Here is a 21172-nt window from a genome sequence, read left to right as displayed (position 1 = left end):
CCTTGCCGCGGGTGGGGCCGTTGTCTAGTTGGTGGGTGTGGGGTGCGTGCCTACTTTTGAATAAGCCTCTATGCACCCGCCCGCAATATCAGGTACACTTGAAAAGTCTTGCCTCCTTAGCTCAGCTGGCCAGAGCACCTGTCTTGTAAACAGGGGGTCACCGGTTCGAATCCGGTAGGGGGCTCTCTTCGTACCCAAAAGATAAAATGCTGAAAACGGCCAAACAATAATTTAGTATTATAATTTATTTATAATAATACGAAAGGATAAATAGCTGTGGGAGGCTATAGGGTTAAAACTGAACGCTCGACTCCGTTAAAGTTGCCGAGACACCCTGAGGCTCCAAAAGAGGAGCATTTCAATGAGTGGTGTAAATCAGAAAAAAAATTAGGTAGGCCGCTAGCTGTTGACTTATTTTCTGGTGCAGGTGGTTTGGGTTCGGGCATAGAAAAAGCCGGATGGACAGTAGCTGTAGCTGTCGACAATAACAAAGAATCAGTAAAAACACATCTAGCCAACTTTCGCGGCCAGGCTTTCTCGTTAGATATGTCAGACCCCGAGCAGCTATCTCAGCTTATAAACTTTATTAAACCTTTGGGTATAGACTTGGTAGCAGGAGGCCCCCCTTGTCAGCCATTCAGCAGGGCAGGAAGAGCGAAAATTCGCAGTTTAGTTGAACAAGGTATATGGGGGGAACATGACTCCAGAAAAGATTTGTGGCAATCATTTATTGATGTTGTGCTGGCAATAAAACCTCGTGCTGTAATAATGGAAAATGTTCCAGATATGGCACTTGGTGATGATCTCAAAGTAGTGAGAAAAATTGCTAGCTTGCTGGAAGAGAACGAATATTGTGTAGATTATAGATTAATTGATGCATGGAAATATGGTGTCCCTCAGCATAGAAGAAGATTTATTCTTCAAGCGAGGAATGATGGAATTTCTCCAACCTGGCCTAAAGAAAGACATAGTAAAGTCACTGTTCGGGACGCAATTTCAGACTTACCACTTTTGCATGATACTACTGGGGCCAGAGAACTCCCACATGCGAATGAGCCTATAAGCGATTTGGCTCGATTACTAAGTAGTAATGGGGCATCAGATACAATATATGATCACATGACAAGACCAGTTAGAGAAGATGATAGAGAAGCATTCAAGCTAATGACTTCTAAAACTCTTTACTCAGACCTTCCTGAGCGACTGCGCAGATACCGCTCAGATACTTTTAATGATAAATATAAACGTCTACCATGGGATGATGTGAGTAGAACTATTACCGCTCACATAGCAAAAGATGGATATTGGTATATTCACCCATCTGAACATAGGACCCTAACCGTAAGAGAAGCAGCTAGAATCCAAACTTTCCCTGATAGCTTTCGATTTTCTGGAACACGAAGTGATGCTTTTCGTCAGATTGGTAATGCAGTACCTCCAATCCTCGGTTATGAAATTGCTACTGAAATTCATCTAAAAAGTAGTTGTGAAAATAAAATTTTTGATGTGAGAATGATTCGATCTAAGCTTGACTCATGGGCTCAAGTAAAGCGTGATTCGTATTGGTGGCTTTTTCCGGGTCCATATATGACCGTAGAAAATTCCTTAATTGCTACTCTTCTCGGAGTTAATCGCATGAAAGAAGAAACAGCAAGAGAAATAATGGAACCTCTCAAAGGATGTAAAGACTTATCAATATCTTCTATAAGTCATATTAATACCAGCAACTTAAGCGCTTCAAGAGTAGCGTCTATAAAAAAATTGCGAATGGCATTGCGAGAATTTGGAAAAGAGGAGGCAATAGAATTGATGATTGAGAGCTTGAGCCCCTCAAAGAAAAAATTTATATCGCTCCTTTCTGGGAATGATGAGTTAATTATAAATAATCACGTAAAAGATATTGTTTCAGTCCTAGGTAACATTTTTGATGGTAACAATGGGCTGAATACTGATATTAAGTTAGCCCTGGCTCAGTTAGTATCTCTCGATAGTAAATCTTCACAACGAATGTGTGCGATATTAGCGATTAGTTTGAGCGAATCAAAATCCTTAGTAAAAAATATTTAAATAAATTCGAAGGAAATTATATGGAAAGCAGAAAACTATCATCTACGTCTGGAAACCAATCTTTAAGGCCGCGAGCACGCTTATTGAAGACTCTTGGCAGTGAGCTCATCAGTAGCGATAAAGTCGCAGTTATTGAATTAGTGAAAAACTCTTATGACGCTGATGCCTCTACTGTAGTTATTAGATTCAAAGGCCCATTATGTCAAGGAAAAGGAAGCATCGAAGTCTGGGATAATGGTCACGGTATGAATGTAGATTCAATCCAAAATTCATGGCTGGATATCGCAACCGACATTAAACGAAAACATTCCAAAAGTGAAAAAGGACGGCGTGTACTAGGCGAAAAAGGCATAGGGCGATTAGCTGCAGCAAGACTTGGTAATCAGCTTACATTGATAACTCGCAGTAGCTTGGAGGACGAAATCAACTTGTCAATTGATTGGTCTCAATTTGATAGAGACAATGCGTATCTTGATGAGATTGAAATTTCATGGGAATCAAATAGTCCTAAGATATTTAATGGGTTATATAATACGGAATTAAATATGCATGCAAGCGAGATAGGAATGAATAATCCCTCTCACGGTACTCTGATAAAGATTGACGAGCTTAATCATACGTGGACTGATAAGGATTTTATTGAACTGAGGACAGCTCTATCTAGGCTGATTAGGCCTAACGCAGAATCTTCAAATTTATTCTCAGAAACTGTCGAGGAAGATTTTAAGATACTATTGCTAATCGATGATAATAATTCAAATTTTGAAAAATTTTCTGGAGAGATTGGTTTTTCAAACGATTTTCAAATACCTAACTATAAAATCACGGGATTTGTTGGTTCGGATGGGCGGAGCGAAATAAATTATTTCAATCAGCAGACTAATGAATCAGAGTTGATTAAAGAACCTTTTATTTCAGAGTTTTCGGATAGAAGTCCTGAGGTGGGACCCTTTAGCTTTGAAATAAATGTCTGGGACAGAGACAAAGTTTCAATTGAAGAAAATTTGAGAATCTCTAATCCTGGAAGAGTTTCTCCTAAAGTGAATGACTTAAAGGGATTCCGTGATACGCTGAATGATTTAGCGGGAGTTAGTATTTATCGAGATGGTTTTAGAGTTCTTCCATTCGGGGAGCCTGGCGACGACTGGTTGGGGCTTGACCTGAGAAGAGTTCAAAATCCCTCGATGCGACTTTCGAATAATCAGATTATTGGAAGAGTCATGATTAGCGCTGATTTGAATCCTGGACTAAAGGATCAGTCAAATAGGGAAGGTCTTATTTCATCAGGCGCGTATGACGATTTGCAAAAAATTTTGCTTATTGCATTAAATGAACTTGAGCAAAGGCGTTTTAAGTATAGGCGAGATAATACCGTAAAAAGTGAAAAAGAGAAAGGCGGATTATTTAAAAAGTTTGATTTAAGTGAAGTGCGTGGTACCTTTGCAAAAAATTATCCGCATGATATTAAATTAATAAGCTTAATTGACAAAAAAAATAAAGATATCGAAGCAGGGGTCGCTGAAGTTCAGCAAGTGATATCTAGGTATTCGCGTTTAGCTACCCTTGGTTCATTAATAGATAGGGTTATACACGACGGTAGAACAGCTGTGACTTTTATTAATCAATCATCTCGATTTGGAGAAAACAAACTAAAAAGTAGTAAACTGAAAGATTTACAAGAAATATCCTCTGCTATTAATCACTTTCAAAACGTTAATAAACAATCTAAAATTCTTTCTTCTTTGTTTAATCAAATTGAGCCATTTGGAGGGCGTAAACGCGGTCGCCCTCGAAAAATTGATGTTGCTGAGGCAATTAAGAAATCTATATCAAACTTGCAAACCACAGCTGATGATTTTGGTGTATTATTAGAATCTGATTATTGTAGTCATACTACTTTTCTTGATGAATCAGAAATAATGGTTGTTTTGACTAATCTAATTAGTAATGCAATTTACTGGACTGCAAAAAATCAGAAAGAAACGGAACGTAAGGTATTTATTAGCTCCCGTGTTAATGACGACTCTTCTATAACTTTCATAGTTAGTGATACAGGCCCGGGAGTACCTGCTGAGAATCGAGAGAATATATTTGATCCTTATTTTTCTACAAAACCAGATGGAGTTGGGCTTGGCCTGAGTATCGTCGGAAATATTGTGGAGGATATCTATTCAGGGGAATTGGCTCTTGTCGATGATAGCCAGTATCCTGGTGCCACATTTGAAGCTACATTTAGGAGACGTGTATAGTGAGCACAGCTAAATATACAATTCTAATTATTGATGATCAGGAAAATGCCATTGAGAGTGCAAAAAGTGAAATTGAAAATGGTTTTTCTGACAATTCCTTTGAATTTAATATTTTAACATCAAAAGATTTTGATAAAGGATATGAAATAATAAGCCAGGGGAAAGCCGATTTGGTGGTCCTAGATGTTAGGCGGGACAGAACTGACACAGTAGAAGAAGATGAAACGTTGGGTCTTAATATATTTAATGAGGTAAAAAATAATTTATTTATACCAGTTATTTTTTGGACGGCCTTGCCCTCATCGGTGGAGAACCAAGAATTTAAACCCTTTATTACTATTCTTAAAAAAGACGATTTAGAAAATCTTCCTAAATGCATTGATGAGATTATTTCGAGCGGTGTTATCGATACTTTGAAAGATATAAAAAACTCTGTTTCTGATATTCTCAGACAGTATATGTGGGAGCAGCTAGTGCCCTACTGGGATGAATACGCAAATAGTGGTAGTGGCGATGTCATCGCACAGATTCTTTTGAGCAGGGTTACAAGAACTTTAGAGAGCAAGATGTCAGGGAATATCTCTTCTCACCCAAGTCGTCGTTATGTATATCCGCCAGTTTCCGAAGGTAGGACCTCGGGCGATATAGTAAAAGATAAAGAAAACGGAGATTTATGGGTAATTCTGACCCCGGCGTGCGATTTTGCAAATAGTAAATTTGATTACATACTAGTAGCAAAAGCAGGTTTGCTTCGTGACCATCCTAAGTATATAAAATGGAATAATAATAAAAGTAAAAGGTCATGGGGTGAACTTAGACAGAATGTGCTGAGTGCCACTCAGGGTAGGTATTTTTTTCTCCCCGCCTTCAGGGATTTGCCTGATTCAGTGATTGATTTCGAAAACATTAAGTCTATAACTCAGAAAGAATTAAATGAGATGGAAGCTGTGGCCTCTCTTAGTAGTCCGTTTGTTGAGGCCTTGCTTGTGCAGCATAGTCATTTCAGGGGGCGTGTTGGTACACCTGATTTGAATATAGATGATCTTCAAAAGCGACTTGAGAATCCACTTTAATATTTATGGCGTCAAGGTATTCATGCATTGGGTTGTTTATTTCCATGAAGCCTCTTATTTTTATGAAAATATTTAAGATATTTAATTATATAATATTTCCTGGATTATTTTAAATACTTGCCTTGGTGTAAAATATGCACTCTGTAGGTTATGATAATTTCATGATCTTTTCAAGTGGGGGAATTTTTAATCTCTACTAAATTTGAAGACTAGAACTAGCAGGTTTTATTTGTTGGATACGATTGAAATTTTCGCAGGTGGGGGTGGACTTCTGTTGGGCGGTGCCCTGGCGGGAGTGAAGCATATTGGCGCAGTTGAGTGGAATCACTGGGCCTGTGAAACTATGAGAGTCAATTCGTCAGACTCTAATTCTGTGATTTTTGGTTTGCCTGTATTTGAATCAGATGTTCGTGCTGTTGACTGGGCAACCGCGCTCGGTAATTCTTCCGAAGTTGATATCGTTTCCGGTGGACCGCCTTGTCAGCCATTTTCCTTGGGAGGGTTGGCGCGTAGCGCGGATGATCCCCGTGATATGTTCCCAGCTATGGCTGAGGTTATCTCGGTCCTAAAGCCAAAGGCCTTTGTGGTTGAAAATGTCAAGGGACTTACTCGTAAAAGCTTCACAGATTACCTGGAGTTCATCAAGCTTCGTCTGACCTTCCCTGAGATTCACTCCAAGCCTGGAGAGCTCTGGCGAGAACATTATGTGCGGCTACAGAAAGAATCGACCGCTTCTACTTACTCTGGGCTTCGTTACAACTTAGTTGCAAAGGTTGTTGATGCTGCAGATTATGGTGTTCCGCAGCGCAGACACAGAATTTTCATTGTGGGGTTCCGTTCAGATTTAGGAATTGAATGGTCTCCGCCTGAAGCCACTCATAGCGCTAATGCATTGTCCTATAGCCAGCATAGAGGTGACTACTGGGAACGACATAAAGTTTCTGAAAAGCTGCGCTTTCCTATTAAGAAGAAAGTGCTTGAGGATGGTCTTTTGCCTTGGCAAACCGTGAGAGATGCTTTGCATGATTTACCTGAGCCAGAGCCGGAGGGCACTCACTTATGGCTGAACCACAAGCTACAACTTGGCGCCAAAATTTACCCAGGTCATACAGGTTCTCCTTTGGATGAACCCTCTAAAGCCTTGAAAGCTGGGAATCATGGTGTGCCAGGGGGGGAAAATATGATTCGTTTTCCTGAAGGGCATGTCCGATACTACTCTGTGCGTGAAGCTGCCAGGATTCAGACTTTTCCAGATGACTATGCATTGCATGGGGCCTGGGGAGAAGCTATGCGGCAACTCGGGAATGCAGTGCCTGTGAAGCTAGCGGAGGTTGTAATGAGCTCAGTACGTGAACAACTGGTCGCTGTATCTAGCAACGTGAAGCAACCTAAAATAAAAAAATAAGGAACATACATGGCATACTTTGATCCCTTATCTTATGAAAACCTTGGTGCGAGTATTGCTCGTGCGCTTGATGAGCAGCCCGTCATCCCTCTAGCGGACTTGGCGCCCTTTGAGGGGCCTGGTATATATGCTTTGTACTACCATGGCGATTTCCCCGCTTATTCCGCCATCGCTCATGCAAATCGTCAAGAATGCGGGAGCTGGCCCATTTATATCGGTAAAGCTGAATCTGAAAGTGGTCGTAAGGGGGACCCTAACCAGACCGCTTCGGTTGATGGTCCTCGACTATTTAATAGGATTAAAAACCATAAAAGATCAATTGAGTTAGCAGAAAATCTTGACGTTGCTGACTTTAGTTTTCGTGCTTTAACCATTGCGCCAACGTGGGTGTCATTGGCTGAGGTGATTGCTATTCGTGAGCATAAGCCCGTATGGAATGCTGAGCTGGATGGTTTTGGTAACCATGCCCCCGGCAGCGGTCGAGCGAACATGCAGCGACCTAAATGGGATACTCTTCACCCTGGGCGTCCGTGGGCAACTGATCTTACTGCGCGTGATGAGACTCAAAATTATCTAGAAGTTGTTGTGCAGGAGTATCTTCGCCGTTATCTGCCCTAGGGGTCTCTAGTGGCCCGTCCAGCGTTTGCACAAATACGCAAACAAAAGATAGTGTTATTCCTGGCTTAGGGTCGCCTAAGCAGTTCTATAGATAGTCCTATAGAACCAAACACCCTTCCCAGGAGAACACAAGACCATGGTCGCCATCACTCGTAGCGCCTTCCTCAAGGCCACCGCAGCTACCGCCCTCACCGGCCTGCTCGCAGCATGCACCACCGGCTCCAACGACACCTCAAGCAGCAGCACCAGCTCAGCAGCCTCAGGTGAGAGCTACACCGTCAAGCACGCCTTCGGCGAGACCACCTTCACCGCGGTACCCCAGAAAATTGCTGTCGTGAACTTCTGGAAGAACCCCGACGTCCTCCTGGCCCTCGGCGTAGTACCCGCCGGTACCCCCGTGGTCACCTACGGCGCCAACGCCAACGGCTCCACCGACTGGTTCGACGCCAAGCTGGCCGAACTCGGCGGCACCGCCCCCGTGACCTACGACGAAACCGACGGCCCCGACTACGAAGCCCTCGCCACCCTGGCCCCCGACGCTATCTTCTCCGTCTACGGCGACATGACCCAGGAAGTCTACGACAAGCTCACCGCCATCGCCCCCGTCGTTGCTATGCCCGAGGGCGTGGGCGCTTACGCCGCTTCATGGGAGGACGTCATCAATCAGGCCGCCGCCATGCTCCAGAAGGACGACGAGGGCGCCGCCCTCATCGAGGCCACCAACAAGACCATCGACGATGCCGCAGCCAAGTACTCCAACCTGGCAGGTAAGACCTTCGTCGCCGGCATGTTCGACCTCGAAGCCCAGACCCTCTCCGCCTACGTAGCGAGCGACTCCCGCTCCCAGTTCCTCACCTCACTGGGCATGGAACTGGCCCCCTACATTGAGCAGAACGCCACCGAAGCCGACGCCTTCTTCATGACCATCTCAGGTGAGGTGCTGCCCGAAGTACAGTCAGACCTGGTCTGGGCCTGGGGCACCAGCGACTCCGACGAAGAAGCCATCAAGAGCAACACCCTCTTCTCCCAGATGCCCGCCGTAGCGAACGGCGGCCTGGTCGTTGAAACCGACGCCGCTATCTCCCTGGCCCTTTCGGCGGCGTCCCCGCTCTCCCTGGACTGGGCTATCAACCAGACCGAAACCCTGGCCAAGCTCTCGGCCGCTATCGACGCAAGCCAGGCGTCCTAACCTGTGAAGGTCGCTTCCGTCCGGCCCTCTAGTAGCCGCCGTGCCGCCCCCGCCGGGGGAGCGCGGCGGCTGGTCGTGCTTAGTCTAGCTCTGGGTCTGCTCCTCGCTCTCGCTGCCCTGGCCAGCTTCGGCCTGGGCGCTCGCCCCATCAGCCTGACCACCCTGCTGGACTACCTGGCTGGCGGTTCGGTTGCCGAGGCGGACGCGGCGGTGCTGACCCAGCGGTCGGTACGGACGCTGACGGCCGGGTTGGTGGGAGCGGCGCTAGGTTTAGCTGGGGCCGGGCTTCAAGGTATAACCCGTAACCCCCTGGGGGATCCCGGGATCCTCGGTATTAACGCCGGGGCAGCCTGCGCTGTGGTTGCCGGTATTACCTTTTTCTCCGCTGACTCCACTGCGGCCTTTGCCCTCTGGGCCTTTGCCGGGGCGGTGGCTTCGGCGGTCGCGGTGTATGCCCTTGCCTCGTTGGGGGCTGGGGGAGCGACCCCCATCAAGCTAGCCCTGATGGGGGCAGCTCTCACTGCCGGCTTAGGTGCGGTAACGAGCGCCCTGATTCTCACTAACCAGAACACCCTGGATAATCTCCGCCGCTGGCAGATTGGAACCGTTGCCGGAGCCGACCTTTCTGATATGGCAGTGGCCGCTCCACTGCTCGCAGTAGGAGCCCTCATCGTGCTCACCGGTGCAAAAACTATCAATAGCTTTGCCCTGGGGGATGATATGGCTGCTTCTTTGGGGGAGAACGTCGCGGTGCGCCGCCTGGTCATTACCGGTGGCGTCACCTTGCTGGTGGGCACCGCCCTAGCCCTGGCCGGCCCTATCGCCTTTCTGGGGCTCATGGCCCCCCACGCCCTGCGGGCCCTAGCCGGAGCTGACTACCGCACCCTGCTGCCCCTCTCCGCTCTTTTCGGTGCCGCCCTGCTGATCCTCGCAGATACCGCCGGGCGCGTCATCGCCCCGCCCCAGGAAATCCAGGTGGGCGTCATGATGGTGGCTCTCGGCGTGCCCGTCTTTATCTACCTGGTACGACGCGGGAAGGCGGTTAACCTCTAATGTCGGCCCTACCGCGCCCCCGCTCCCAGGACGCCGCCCAGGCTGTGGCTAGCGTCCGCGCCCGGGCCCGACGCCGCCCGGCTTTCGCTGTCATCGGCCTGGCCCTAGCCCTACTCGCAGCCTGCGCGGTGCGCGTGCTACTGGGCTCCTACACGGTCACCATTCCCGACTTCTTCACGATTCTCGGTGGAGGAAGCATCGAGAATGCCCGGGGAGCCCGCTATATCGTCATGGAAGAAAAACTCCCCAGAGCCGTGCTGGGTACCCTGGCCGGGGCAGCCTTCGGCCTGGGCGGAGCTATCTTCCAGCTGCTTCTGCGCAACCCCATCGCCAGCCCCGACATTATCGGCGTCTCCAACGGGGCTGCCCTGGGCGCTGTTATCGGCATCGTCTTTCTGGGCCTGGGCGGGCTGACGCTGACCCTGCTGGCTATCGCCGTAGCCCTGGCTGTTGCCCTCTTGATTATGGCCCTCTCAGCAGGCGACAGTAGCGCAGGTAACCGCTTCATTCTGGTAGGTCTGGGTATCTCAGCCCTGGGGTCAGCCTTCATCCAGTACCTGCTCTCTCGCACCTCAACCACCAGCGCCCAGACGCTCACCCACTGGCTGGCAGGTTCCCTGTCTACCGCCAACTGGGACCGTATCAGCCTCCTGGCTCTGCTCCTGCTACCCCTGCTGCTGCCTCTTATCCTTTTCCACCGGCCCCTGCACGCCACCGCCGTCGGCGAAGAACTCGCTTTTGGCCTGGGGGTGCCCACCCGCGCCGTCCGCACCGGCTTTATCGCCCTGGGCGTGCTCCTGGTAGCCGTAGCAACCACCGCCACCGGCCCCCTGGCCTTCATCGCCTTCATGGCCGGGCCCATAGCCCGAGCCCTGACCGGCGGACGCCACAACCTCACCGCCGCCGCCCTGGTTGGTGCAAGCCTGGTTGTGCTCGCTGACTTCATCGGTTCCAACCTGATACCGGGCGGCATCAACCTGCCCGCCGGCGTCCTCACCGGTGCCTTTGGCGCCCCCGCCCTCATCTGGCTGCTGACCCGCTCACCCGAAAGAAGCTAAGCCCATGAAAACCGTAACTTCCCGCGACCTGACCGTCTCCCACGTGAGCCTGGGCTACGGGGACCGCACTATCGTGCCGGACCTCTCGCTGAGCATACCCGCCGGAAAAATTACCGCCATCATCGGGCCCAACGGCTGCGGCAAGTCCACCCTGCTGCGCGGCATCTCCCGCCTGCTCAAGCCCAGCGACGGCGAGATTACCCTGGACGGCAAGCCCGTCGCCTCCTACGGCGGTAAGCAATTTGCCCGCATGGTCGGCCTGCTGCCGCAGAGCCCCATCGCACCCGAAGGTATCACCGTTGCCGACCTGGTCTCCCGCGGCCGTTACCCCTACCAGGGGCTCTTTCGGGGCAACAGTAAGGAAGACGACGCCGCGGTCGCCTGGGCCCTAGAAGCCACCAACACCCTGGAGCTGGCAGAACGGCAGGTCACCGAACTCTCCGGCGGCCAACGCCAGCGCGTCTGGATCGCCATGGCCCTGGCCCAGGACACCGATATCCTGCTCCTGGATGAACCCACCACCTACCTAGACCTGGCCCACCAGGTGGAACTCCTTGACCTTTTGGCCGACATCAACGAGCGCCGCGGAACCACCATGGTCATGGTGCTGCACGAACTCAACCTGGCCGCCCGCGTTGCCCACCACCTGGTTGCCATGAAGGGCGGGGACATCGCCGCAGCCGGTACCGCCGCCGAGGTCATGACGGGGGAGAACCTGCACCGGATCTTCGGCCTGCGGGCATCGGTCGCCGACCCCCTGGGGAACGGCTCTACCGTCGTAGTGCCCCATGCCCGTGCCGTAAGCCACCCAGCAGAAAACCTAGAAAGCCAGAGCCTTGTCTAAGCCCCGCCCGTCCGCACCTCGCTCTTCTGCCCGCCGCGAAGTCAAGCGCTCCATCAACCAGTACGGGGTCTTCCCCGTCACCGTCTCGAGGGTTGAGAAGCTGACCGATTCCTTTGTGCGTGTCTCACTCACCGGCCGTTCCCTGCTGCACGCTGCCGCCCCTATCTCTGACGGCACCGGGCAGGTCTACGATGCCTACATCAAACTCTTAATCCCGCCCACCGGAGCAAGCGGCCCCACCATGATTGAGCTGGATACCTCCTGGCGGACCCGGTGGCTCTCGGCCCCCGCCAGCGAACGTGGGCACATGCGCACCTACACTGTCAGCAACTCCCGGCTGGTGCCCTCCGTCGGGCTGGACGAGACACCCCTGCTGGGCATGTTCCCGGCCGCTGAAGCCGACCTAGAACCCTTGGCCCGTGACCTGCCTGCCGGCCTGCAACCTGAAATCGATGTGGACTTCGTCCTCCACACTGACGCCCAGGGAATCAGCGGGCCCGGCTCAGGCTGGGCCGAACAAGCCAGGGTGGGGCAGCAGGTTTCTATCCTGGCGCCCCTGCGCGGCTCTACCCTTTGGTCCTCCTATAACCCCGGGGCGGCGTCCTCCCTGCTCCTGCTCGGCGACGAAACCGCTGCCCCGGCCCTGCTCTCCATTCTGCGTTCCCTACCTACTGAAGCTACCGGGGCGGTGTTCCTTGAGGTGCCCGGCGCCGAGGACGCTCTCGACCGCCTCCCCGAGGTACGGCAGGCAACCCAGCGGGTGCCGGGCGTCCGCCTGCACGTGCTGGCCCGGACCCCCGGCCAACCACGCGGGCAGCAACTCACCCGCGCCCTGCGTACGACCTGCTCTCTTGAACCTGCTCCAGCCGTTGCTCCCTCCGACGACAGGGAGACGGACGGCATCCTCTGGCACCTGGCAGAAAACCCCACCGGCACCTACGTGCTAATCGCCGGTGAATCAACGGTGGTCAAAACCCTACGCCGTATCTGCGTGAACGAAGCCGGGCTGCCCAAAGAAAGCATCTCTTTTATGGGGTACTGGAAGGCGGGGCAGACCGAGGGGTAGAGTGGCCTGGTACCCACCTACTAGAGAAAGGCCTAGTCCACATGATGTCGATTCTCGGAAAAGACGAATCTATCCGTTACGTCGCCCTGGGAGATTCCTTCAGCGAAGGGGTGGGGGACGACGCCCCCGACCGCCCCAACGGGGTGCGCGGCTGGACCGACAGGGTGGCCGAGCAGTTCATGCTGGCAGACCCCAAAGCCCAGTACGCCAACCTGGCGATCCGCGGGCGCCTGCTCGTGCCCATCATCGAAGAGCAGCTAGAACCTGCCCTGGAACTCAAACCCAACCTGGTATCCCTCGTGGGCGGCGGCAACGACTCCCTGCGCCCGGGCTTTGACGTTGACGCCCTGATGGTGCGCTATGACGCGGCCTTTAAGACCCTGCGTGATGAGGGTATTGAAGTCTTTACCATGACCGGTTTTGACCCCGGCCCCAAGGGCTTCTTCAGCGGTAACCGCGCCCGGGTTGCCCTCTTCAACGAGCTGCTGCGCGAGGTAGCGGACGACCGCGGCGTCACCATCGTGGACTACTGGCGTATGCACGAGCTTTTAGACCTGCGCTACTGGGCCCCCGACCGCCTGCACATGAACGCCGCTGGCCATACCCTGACCGCCCGCCGGGTGCTGGAAACCCTGAGCGCTGAGAACATTCGTATCGGCGACCCCGTCATCCCCGCGCCCCTGCACAAAACCCGGGTGCAAGAGGCCCTAGATAACGCTAAATGGGCCCGGGAATTTGTGGTCCCCTGGATCGGCCGCCGCCTGCGCGGCACCAGCTCCGGAGACAATATCAGCCCCAAGTACCCCACCTGGACCCGCTTTGATGTGCTGCCGGAAGAAGCTGACTCCGCCCTTTAACAGGTGGGTGCCGGGATTAAAAGACTTAAGCTGTTAACATCACACTTAAGATTACACGCGTGTAATTTACCCGGTTGGCAGGGGCGGACGCCGGTGCCCAGGTTTGCGTGGCAGGGGCGGAAAACCGCGGATTAAAGCCTGAGATGACTTGCGAAAAGTTAAAAGCCCGGTAGAATTGATAGAGGTTCAAACGCACCAATGAGTCTATGAAAAGCAGCTTGCGCACACCGGAGCAGGTAGCACCAGCACCGGCTGACGCAAGCTTTTTATTGGCCTCATAGGTTGCGTGGTATCCCGTAATTACCTAGACTTTAAGGCTGTTCGTAGTGGTGGCAACACCTCTCGTACACCTAAGCTTCACCGTTTTTCCCGCGGCGGGGATTCCCATCGGTCTCTCACCCGATGCGGAGTCTCAAACACTCTAGCCTTGGAGAATAACCCGGTGCTCTACCTATAGGTGACGGGACGCCCATTGCTGATCGCCAGAAAACTGGCGAACGCCAACTGCGTACCGTCATTTCGTCAACATTTGGAGGAGAAAACTATGGCAGCTGTCTGCCAGGTGACCGGAGCTGTTCCCGGCTTTGGACACAGCATTTCGCACTCGCATCGCCGCAACAAGCGTCGTTTCGATCCGAACGTACAGAAGAAGAAGTACTACGTACCCTCACTTCGTCGCAACGTAACCCTGAACGTCTCTGCAAAGGGCATCAAGGTTATCGACGCACGTGGTATCGACGCAGTAGTTGCTGACATCCTTGCACGCGGAGAGAAGATCTAAACATGGCATCAAAGGCTAAGGACGTACGTCCTATCATCAAACTTAAGTCCACTGCGGGCACCGGCTTCACTTACGTTACCCGTAAGAACCGCCGCAACAACCCCGATCGTATGGTTCTCAAGAAGTACGATCCCGTTGTCCGCAAGCACGTTGACTTCCGAGAGGAGCGCTAAACAATGGCGAAGAAGTCCAAGATTGCTCGCAACGAGCAGCGCAAGGTCATCGTTGCACGCTACGCTGAAAAGCGCCTGGAACTGAAGAAGACCCTGGTTGACGAAAACGCAACCCCCGAAGAGCGCGAAGCAGCCCGCGTAGGCCTGCAGAAGCTGCCCCGCAACGCTTCACCCGTTCGCGTTCGCAACCGCGACCAGATTGACGGCCGCCCCCGCGGTACCTTCCAGAAGTTTGGTATCTCCCGCGTGCGCTTCCGCGAGATGGCACACCGTGGCGAGCTGCCCGGTGTTACCAAGTCAAGCTGGTAATCTGTAGCTGATACGGTTAGCCTTGTGGACAGGGCTAACCCAGCCACTCACTTTTTGAAAGTCTCAGGAGGAGCATTCAATGGCTAAGAACCGTAGCGAACTCGTTGCAGAGGTTGCAGAGAAGGCCGGCACCAGCCAGGCAGCAGTGAACGGTGTGCTCGACGCACTGTTCCAGGTCTTCGAAGCATCTGTTGCACAGGGCGAGAAGATCACCATCCCCGGCTGGATGGCAATTGAGCGCACTGACCGTGCAGCTCGTACCGGTCGCAACCCGCAGACCGGCGAAACCATTCAGATTCCCGCAGGTCACGGTGTTAAGCTGACCGCAGGTTCAAAGCTGAAGGCAGCAGTCTCCACCAAGAAGTAAATTCTTGAACAGACTTTGAAAAGGGCCACCCCGATGAGGGGTGGCCCTTTTGCTACACCCCGCAGGGATAAAGCAGCCCGGCTGTGAGATAATGGGCAGGCAAGACACCCAGCATGCACAGTAGGGGAGGAAACATGCGCCGAGGGCACCAGGTAGCCCGCTCCTGGCTTATTGCCGGTAGCGCCACCGGTCTAGGTGCTATTTCCCACCTGCTAGCCGGTGGGCACCTGCCTCACCCGCTCGTCCTGGCCCTTGCTACCTCCCTGGCGGCCCTGCTGACTCTTGGCGTCACCCGCCTGAAGCTGCCCCGCACCAGTCTGGCTTTCGGAGTAGCCGCCGGGCAAGGTACCCTGCACGCCCTCTATAGCCACGGCCAGCCCCTGGCCCCTGCGCCAGCTGGGCACGCCCACCACGGAGCAGAGCTGCTCCTGAGTGCTGTACCTACTGAACCCCTGGCCCAGGCCGGGCCCGCTATGTGGATTGGCCATGCCCTGGCGGCAGCTGCCACCTTTGCCCTGCTAGCCTACGGCGAGAGCCTGCTCCTGGCCCTCCGTGCTCTGCTGGGCTACGTACGCGCCAAGCTAGAACCTGCGTGGGTGCGCCCACTCCTGGAAGCCCCCGCCCTGCCGGTTACTACCTTCCCCACCCACCTCGTCAGCCTACTGGCGAGAACCTGCCGAGCCCCTCGCGGCCCGCCCGTCCTTGCCTAACCCGAAAGACCATCAACCTTTTCGACACGCAAGGACAATTCTCATGTTTAAGGCTCAGACAGCCTCAACCCTTACCCGTACCCTCGTTGCAACTGCGGCCCTAGCCGCCGCTAGCCTGCTGGGGGCGACCCCGGCTTCCGCCCACGACGAGCTGATTTCCACCAACCCCGCCGACGGGGCCACCCTCACCCAAGCACCTGCCAGCCTAGAACTCACCTACAGCGGTGACATCATGGACGTAGACGGCGCCAACCAGGTGCGCGTCACCAACGCCGCCGGTGACAGCGTTACCGATGGAGACCCCGAGGTGGACGGCACCGTGGTCACCCAGGACCTGGCCACCGCCGCTGCCGATGACACCTACACCGTCACCTGGCGGGTTGTCTCATCAGACGGCCACCCCATCCAGGGAACCTTCACCTACACCGTGGGCCAGGGCAGCAACGCAACGAGCGCTACCACCCAGGCTGCAACCACCGGTGCGGCTGAACCCTCAGCAGAAAACACCGGCACTAGCGCCCCTGCAGCTAGTGACCCTGTAAGCCAGGCATCAGAGGGGCTTTCAACCCCCCTCAAGGTCGTGCTGGCCCTTGTGGCAGTAGCAGCCCTGGGCTCAGCCCTCGTCGTCGTGCTGGCTAAGACCAAGCGCAAGTAAGCCGTCCACCCCTCGCATTCGAAGAAGAAGCACCATGTCATCACAGAAATTTTTACCTGCCCTCACCCTGCCCGCTATCGCCCTGCTGGTACTGACCGGCTGCGGTAGCACCGACACCTCGGCCAACAGCAGTTCAACTGCCAGCAGCGGTGCCGCTACTAGTGCCTCCGCTAGCTCATCCTCCAGTGAGGCTAGCGCCCCGCTCACCGTCGATGAAGCCTGGATTAAGGCCAACAGCGGCGATATGACCGCAGCCTTCGCCACTATCACCAACACCGGGGATACCCCCATCACTATTGAGGGCGCCAGCAACTCAACGGCCGGTATGGTGGAGCTCCACACCACCGTCATCGACCCGGCAACCGGCACTAGCACCATGAAGGCCGTAGAGGGCGGCTTCACCCTTGAACCCGGTACCACCCTCGAACTGGCCCCCGGCGGGGACCACATCATGCTCATGGACATGAACTGCGCCCTGGCAGCAGGCACCAGCGATATCATCACCCTGCAGACCTCAGCGGGGGAAGTCAGCTTTGAGGCTGCTGTACGCGACTATGCCGGTGCCCAGGAGGAATACGCTCCCGGTGACGCCGCCAGTACCGCAGCCGATACCAGCCAATCTAGCGACCACTCCATGCACTCGGGCCACGCTAGCTCCAGCGAATCAGCAGCTGCCACCCTGCCGCAGTGCAACTAGGGTAGCAGTTACCGAACCCCCTCTAACTGCCACCAGCTAGTAACCGGCCTGGCTGCCGTCCGCCCTCTGTTGAGGGGGGCGGCAGCTCGGGGCCCAAGGAAAACACCATGACCAGCTCATTTGATGAAGACCTGAACCGAGCCCTCAGCGGTGCAGAGACTGGCCCCCAGCTAGAAGACAAGCCGGGCGACCAAGAAAAAGCTGCAAGCCCACGCGGGACCAACCGGCGCGTAGCCCTGGCCGGAGCCCTAGGCCTGGGAACCGGCGTTGCTGTCACTTTGGCAAGCCAATATGCTGCATCAGCTATGAAAGCTGAAGGGGAAGATGAGCCCGCTACACCGCCCCTGCAAGAAGCAATCGTGCCCTTCTACGGGGCCCGCCAGGCGGGTGTCGATACCCCCGCCCCCAGCTACGGCGTCTTTATAGCCCTCACTCTCAACACCGGCCTTGACCGCGACGGTGTGCGCCGCATGCTCACCATTCTGACCGAGGACGCCGCCCGCCTCACCGCAGGGCGGGCACCCATCACCGACCAAGAACCGGAACTCGCAACCGTACCGGCTAACCTCACCATCACCTTCGGCTTTGGCGAGCGTATCTTCGATATCGTAGCCCCCGAGAAGAAACCCTCCTGGCTGCGCCCCCTGCCCGCCTTCAAGCAGATTGACCAGCTCCAAGACCAGTGGAACGACGGCGATATGCTCCTCCAAATCTGCTGCTCTGACCGTTTCACCCTGGCCCACGCCCAGCGCGTCTTGCTCAAAAACACCCGCAGCTTCGCTTCGGTGCGCTGGGTGCAAGAGGGCTTCCGCCGCGCCTACGGCAGCGAACCGGACGGTATGACCATGCGCAACCTCTTCGGCCAGGTCGATGGAACCATCAACCCTTCCACAGGGGATGGAACCATGGAATCCTACGTCTGGGGCAACCACGAGGAGCTTACCCCCTGGGAAGAGGGCGGTACCTCCCTGGTTATCCGCCGTATCCACATGAACCTCGATACCTGGGACCAGGCCGACCGCCCCGCCCGCGAGGACGCCGTAGGGCGCAACCTCACCAACGGAGCCCCCCTGACCGGCACCGAAGAACGCGACCCCGCAGACCTCTCCGCAACGAACGACCTTGGCTTTACCGTCATTGCCCCCTACGCCCACATCCGCCGGGCCGCCGCCCAAAACCGGGTGGAACAGATTCTGCGCCGGGGCTATAACTACGACCTGCCGGTGCAGAACACCTCGGGTTTCTCAGAACACCAGCAGGTCAGCGGGGGAGTGAGCTCTACCGGCCTGATTTTCTGCTCCTACCAGGCAGACCCCGTCAAGCAGTTCCTCCCCATCCAGCAGCGCCTGGCCGAGCTCGATATGCTCAACACCTGGACCGTACCCATCGGCTCAGCGGTCTTCGCCCTACCCGCCGGCGCTCGCGAAGGTGGCTTCGTGGGCGAGAGCCTCTTCAACTAAATCACCATCGACAGGAATCAAGGTATAGACATGGCAGCACACGAGATGGAGCGCGGGCTCAAGCCCATCTGGATATGGGCCTTCCCCGCAGCCTCCCTTGTCGCTCTGGTTTTGAGCCTGCTGGTGACCGGCTCAAACGCCGGTACCGACCTAGCGGACGCCGGCGCCCTGGTGCGCTGGGGCCTGCCGGTAGCTGAGAGCCTACAAAACTTCTCGATGGCAGCGACCATGGGTTCCCTTGTCTTTGCCTTAGGGGTGGTGCCCCGCTTCCTCGATTCGGCGCGGGGGCGGGCCAAGGTCAATATGGCTCACGCAACCGATGCGGCCCAGCGGCAGAAGAACCTGCACCGCACCGAACACCCGGCCTTTACCCGCACCCTGACGCTGGCGTCCGCTGCCGCTATCACCTGGACTATCGCCGCCATCGCGGTGCTCATTTTCAGCTACGCCGATATCTCGGGCCGGTCGCCATCGGGCGGGGCCGACTACACCTCGGAACTCATCAGCTACATCACTACCATCGACTCGGGTAAGCAGGAGGCCACCAGCATTATCGTGGCTGCCACTGTGGCCACCCTGGTCTTTGCGGTGCGCTCACTTACCGGCCTGCTGCTGACCCTGGGCCTGTCGCTGGTTGGCATCGTGGCTATGGCCCTGGGCGGCCACTCATCGGGCGGCGATGACCACATGGGCGCGGTGAACTCCCTGGGCCTGCACCTGCTCGGTGTGGTGCTCTGGTGCGGTGGGCTCATGGTGCTGGCTTTTATTTCCCGCGACATTACCGGCGAGGACGCGGGCACCGGCACTCTGGCTGAGGGGCAGCGGGGTGCGGCATCGGCGTCCGCCCGTCGTGTGCCCCTGGCTGTAGCGGTGCTGCGCCGCTATTCCGTGCTGGCCCTTTTCGGGTTCGTGCTGGTGGTGCTCTCAGGCGTAGTCAATGCCCTGGTACGGATGAACAGCCTGGGGGATCTTTTTACGACCACCTACGGGGCGCTGGTACTGGCCAAGCTAATGCTCACCCTGGTGCTGGGTGCCTTCGGCGTGGTGCATCGCCTGCGTCTGATACCCATGATGCAATCCGGGCTTACCAGCGCCGCCCGGGGCCTCTGGTATGCCATCGCCTGCGAGCTGGTGCTCATGGGCGCAACCAGCGGCCTAGCTGTTTCCCTCTCTCGCACCCCGCCGCCCGCACCCGAAACCCTGGATGCCGGTGCCGAGCCCGTCCGCATCATCACCCTCTACGACATGCCGCCAGAACCGCATGTTGCCGAGTGGTTTACCCAGTGGCGTTTTGACTGGTTCTGGGTGGCCTTCATCAGCTTCGCCGCCTTCGCCTACCTCTGGGCACTGATTAAGGTGCGGCGTGCAGGCGGCCACTGGCCCCTTGCCCGTGCCCTTTCCTGGTTCCTGGGTCTCTTCGTGCTGCTCTACATCACCTGCGGGGCTCTGGCTGTCTACTCCATGGTGCTTTTCTCGGTGCACATGGTAGAACACATGCTCCTGACCATGGTCTGCCCCATCTTCCTGGTACTCGGTGCCCCCGTCACCCTGCTACTGCGCGCCCTTGAACCCCGCCAGGACGGCACCCGCGGGCCCCGCGAATGGATTCTGCGCCTGGTGCACTCGGGCTGGTCCAAGGTGATTACCCACCCCATCTTCGCGGCCGTCAACTTCGCAGGGTCGATTGTGATCGTTTACTTCACCCCCCTCTTCGGGGTGATGCTGCGCTACCACGTGGGCCACGAGTTCATGCTGATTCACTTTTTAATAACCGGCTATATCTTCAGCCTGGTACTCATCGGTATCGACCCCATTCCCAACCGCCCCACCTACCCCATGCGCCTCATCATGATTATCGCGACCCTGGGCTATCACGCCTTTGTGGGTATCTCGATTATGCAGATGGACACCCTGCTACAGGCCTCCTGGTTCGGTAACCTGGGCCGCCCCTGGGGCCTGCCTGCCATTGATGACCAGAAGCTGGGTGGCTCTCTCATGTGGGCGATCGGTGAGATACCCACCATGATTATTGCCGTTGCAGTGGCGGTGCAGTGGTCCATGAACGATAAGAAGGTACAAAAGCGCATCGACCGCCAGGCTGACCGCGACGGGGATGCCGAGCTCAACGCTTATAACGACATGTTTGCGCAGCTGGCAGAAAAGGACGCCCGCCGCTAGATCCCTGCGAGGGGGAAGGCGTATCTGAGTAGACGAAGGCCCGGGCAGGTACCTGCCCGGGCCTTCGTCTGTCTTTTTCCCCTATGAGGTTTTGCGCTAGGAGGCCTGGCTCCAGGGCTGAACAGGCTGGTTGCTTGACTTAGCCGGTTCGGCAAAGCGGGTGCCGCCGGAGGCCGCCTGGCTGCTTACCGACGGGACGGTGGGAATCGGACCACTCAGCGGGCTGACCTGCTCTAGGCGGGCAGAAATCTGAGAGATTTTCTCAAACAGGGGCGATGACGAGGGAGCTGCAGTGTGCTGGGTCATCAGAAGCCTCCAAACATCGTAAAGGTGGGGTTAGATTGGGTCGGGATAGAGCGGGAA

At 55.2% G+C, this 21172-nt stretch carries 21 protein-coding genes and 1 tRNA gene; 21 read left to right on the top strand and 1 reads right to left on the bottom strand.

What is annotated here, in order from left to right:
* Window positions 1-110 precede the first annotated feature (110 nt).
* From ACRCJM_RS07825 to ACRCJM_RS07725, 21 genes are all read left to right on the top strand, one after another.
* Window positions 111-184 (top strand) — tRNA-Thr (locus ACRCJM_RS07825).
* A gap of 92 nt (window positions 185-276) precedes the next feature.
* Entirely contained in the window at window positions 277-2067 is a 1791-nt protein-coding gene (locus ACRCJM_RS07820; protein WP_431464474.1) for a DNA cytosine methyltransferase, read from the top strand.
* Between the two features lie 20 nt (window positions 2068-2087).
* Window positions 2088-4316 (top strand): sensor histidine kinase, encoded by a 2229-nt coding sequence (locus tag ACRCJM_RS07815; protein ID WP_431464473.1) that lies wholly within the window; start codon window positions 2088-2090, stop codon window positions 4314-4316.
* Window positions 4316-5389 (top strand): hypothetical protein, encoded by a 1074-nt coding sequence (locus tag ACRCJM_RS07810; protein ID WP_431464472.1) that lies wholly within the window; start codon window positions 4316-4318, stop codon window positions 5387-5389. The genes ACRCJM_RS07815 and ACRCJM_RS07810 overlap by 1 nt, the downstream gene beginning before the upstream one ends.
* 232 nt (window positions 5390-5621) lie before the next feature.
* Window positions 5622-6794, top strand: a complete 1173-nt coding sequence (locus tag ACRCJM_RS07805) for a DNA cytosine methyltransferase (protein WP_431464471.1) — start codon at window positions 5622-5624, stop codon at window positions 6792-6794.
* 9 nt (window positions 6795-6803) lie between these two features.
* On the top strand, window positions 6804-7412 hold the full coding sequence (locus ACRCJM_RS07800) for an Eco29kI family restriction endonuclease (RefSeq protein ID WP_431464470.1): 609 nt from the start codon (window positions 6804-6806) through the stop codon (window positions 7410-7412).
* A 136-nt stretch (window positions 7413-7548) separates the two neighbouring features.
* Window positions 7549-8601 carry an ABC transporter substrate-binding protein gene (locus ACRCJM_RS07795; RefSeq protein WP_431464469.1) on the top strand — a complete coding sequence of 351 codons (1053 nt, stop codon included), beginning with the start codon at window positions 7549-7551 and terminating at the stop codon, window positions 8599-8601.
* Window positions 8602-8676: 75 nt separating this feature from the next.
* Window positions 8677-9654 (top strand): FecCD family ABC transporter permease, encoded by a 978-nt coding sequence (locus ACRCJM_RS07790; protein ID WP_431464468.1) that lies wholly within the window; start codon window positions 8677-8679, stop codon window positions 9652-9654.
* Window positions 9654-10712 (top strand): FecCD family ABC transporter permease, encoded by a 1059-nt coding sequence (locus tag ACRCJM_RS07785; RefSeq protein ID WP_431464467.1) that lies wholly within the window; start codon window positions 9654-9656, stop codon window positions 10710-10712. Before ACRCJM_RS07790 ends, ACRCJM_RS07785 begins: the two co-directional genes overlap by 1 nt.
* A 4-nt stretch (window positions 10713-10716) precedes the next feature.
* Window positions 10717-11556: an ABC transporter ATP-binding protein gene (locus ACRCJM_RS07780; protein ID WP_431464466.1), complete on the top strand. Its 840-nt coding sequence runs from the start codon at window positions 10717-10719 to the stop codon at window positions 11554-11556.
* On the top strand, window positions 11549-12622 hold the full coding sequence (locus tag ACRCJM_RS07775) for a siderophore-interacting protein (protein ID WP_431464465.1): 1074 nt from the start codon (window positions 11549-11551) through the stop codon (window positions 12620-12622). The genes ACRCJM_RS07780 and ACRCJM_RS07775 overlap by 8 nt, the downstream gene beginning before the upstream one ends.
* 41 nt (window positions 12623-12663) lie before the next feature.
* Window positions 12664-13479, top strand: coding sequence for an SGNH/GDSL hydrolase family protein (locus tag ACRCJM_RS07770; RefSeq protein WP_244955957.1), 816 nt, complete (start codon window positions 12664-12666; stop codon window positions 13477-13479).
* A 544-nt stretch (window positions 13480-14023) separates the two neighbouring features.
* Window positions 14024-14260, top strand: a complete 237-nt coding sequence (gene rpmB / locus ACRCJM_RS07765) for a 50S ribosomal protein L28 (RefSeq protein WP_083090534.1) — start codon at window positions 14024-14026, stop codon at window positions 14258-14260.
* A 2-nt stretch (window positions 14261-14262) separates the two neighbouring features.
* Entirely contained in the window at window positions 14263-14433 is a 171-nt protein-coding gene (gene rpmG, locus ACRCJM_RS07760) for a 50S ribosomal protein L33 (RefSeq protein WP_185173514.1), read from the top strand.
* A 3-nt stretch (window positions 14434-14436) separates the two neighbouring features.
* Window positions 14437-14742, top strand: coding sequence for a 30S ribosomal protein S14 (gene rpsN, locus ACRCJM_RS07755; protein ID WP_237187198.1), 306 nt, complete (start codon window positions 14437-14439; stop codon window positions 14740-14742).
* A gap of 79 nt (window positions 14743-14821) precedes the next feature.
* Window positions 14822-15109: an HU family DNA-binding protein gene (locus ACRCJM_RS07750; RefSeq protein WP_237197087.1), complete on the top strand. Its 288-nt coding sequence runs from the start codon at window positions 14822-14824 to the stop codon at window positions 15107-15109.
* Window positions 15110-15243: 134 nt separating this feature from the next.
* Window positions 15244-15819 (top strand): hypothetical protein, encoded by a 576-nt coding sequence (locus tag ACRCJM_RS07745; RefSeq protein ID WP_431464464.1) that lies wholly within the window; start codon window positions 15244-15246, stop codon window positions 15817-15819.
* A gap of 43 nt (window positions 15820-15862) precedes the next feature.
* Window positions 15863-16474 carry a copper resistance CopC family protein gene (locus tag ACRCJM_RS07740; RefSeq protein ID WP_431464463.1) on the top strand — a complete coding sequence of 204 codons (612 nt, stop codon included), beginning with the start codon at window positions 15863-15865 and terminating at the stop codon, window positions 16472-16474.
* A gap of 34 nt (window positions 16475-16508) precedes the next feature.
* Window positions 16509-17171, top strand: coding sequence for a copper chaperone PCu(A)C (locus tag ACRCJM_RS07735; RefSeq protein WP_431464462.1), 663 nt, complete (start codon window positions 16509-16511; stop codon window positions 17169-17171).
* Window positions 17172-17278: 107 nt separating this feature from the next.
* Window positions 17279-18631 (top strand): Dyp-type peroxidase, encoded by a 1353-nt coding sequence (locus ACRCJM_RS07730; RefSeq protein WP_431464461.1) that lies wholly within the window; start codon window positions 17279-17281, stop codon window positions 18629-18631.
* A 30-nt stretch (window positions 18632-18661) separates the two neighbouring features.
* The gene (locus ACRCJM_RS07725; protein ID WP_431464460.1) at window positions 18662-20809 is read left to right on the top strand and encodes a cytochrome c oxidase assembly protein; all 2148 of its coding nucleotides are present in this window, start codon (window positions 18662-18664) and stop codon (window positions 20807-20809) included.
* Window positions 20810-20905: 96 nt separating this feature from the next.
* Here ACRCJM_RS07725 and ACRCJM_RS07720 read toward each other — a convergent pair whose 3' ends face one another.
* On the bottom strand, window positions 20906-21115 hold the full coding sequence (locus tag ACRCJM_RS07720; RefSeq protein WP_431464459.1) for a hypothetical protein: 210 nt from the start codon (window positions 21113-21115) through the stop codon (window positions 20906-20908).
* Window positions 21116-21172 lie beyond the last annotated feature (57 nt).

Source organism: Rothia sp. L_38, from assembly GCF_050689125.1.
In the GTDB taxonomy this organism is placed as follows: Bacteria; Actinomycetota; Actinomycetes; order Actinomycetales; family Micrococcaceae; genus Rothia.
The sequence above is the reverse complement of the archived record's forward strand: the minus strand, read 5'-3'. Positions and strand labels throughout refer to the sequence as shown.